Raw genomic sequence first — 312 nt, forward strand, 5'->3', positions numbered from 1 at the left:
TAGTGGGTGTCGGGGTGGCGGTGATCGGGTCGGGCAACATCGGCACCGATCTGATGATCAAGGTGCTGCGGCTGTCGGAGTCGCTGCGGATGGTGGCGATGGTCGGCATCGACCCCGGGTCGGACGGGCTGGCCCGCGCCCGCCGGTTGGGTGTGGCCACCACCGCCGATGGGGTCGACGGCCTGGTCGGGATGCCCGAGTTCGTCGACGTCGGGTTGGTGTTCGACGCCACGTCGGCGGGCGCGCACCGACGCAACAACGAGATCCTGCAGGCGCACGGGCGGACGGTGGTCGACCTGACCCCGGCCGCTG

At 71.2% G+C, this 312-nt stretch carries 1 pseudogene; it reads left to right on the forward strand.

The window, feature by feature from the left end:
- Positions 1-2: 2 nt before the first annotated feature.
- A pseudogene (locus ACFHWT_RS31545) lies at positions 3-312 on the forward strand (acetaldehyde dehydrogenase (acetylating)); the annotation flags it as partial.

Origin of the sequence: Micromonospora sp. LOL_021 (genome assembly GCF_048060215.1) — a bacterium.
Lineage (GTDB): Bacteria > Actinomycetota > Actinomycetes > Mycobacteriales > Micromonosporaceae > Micromonospora_E.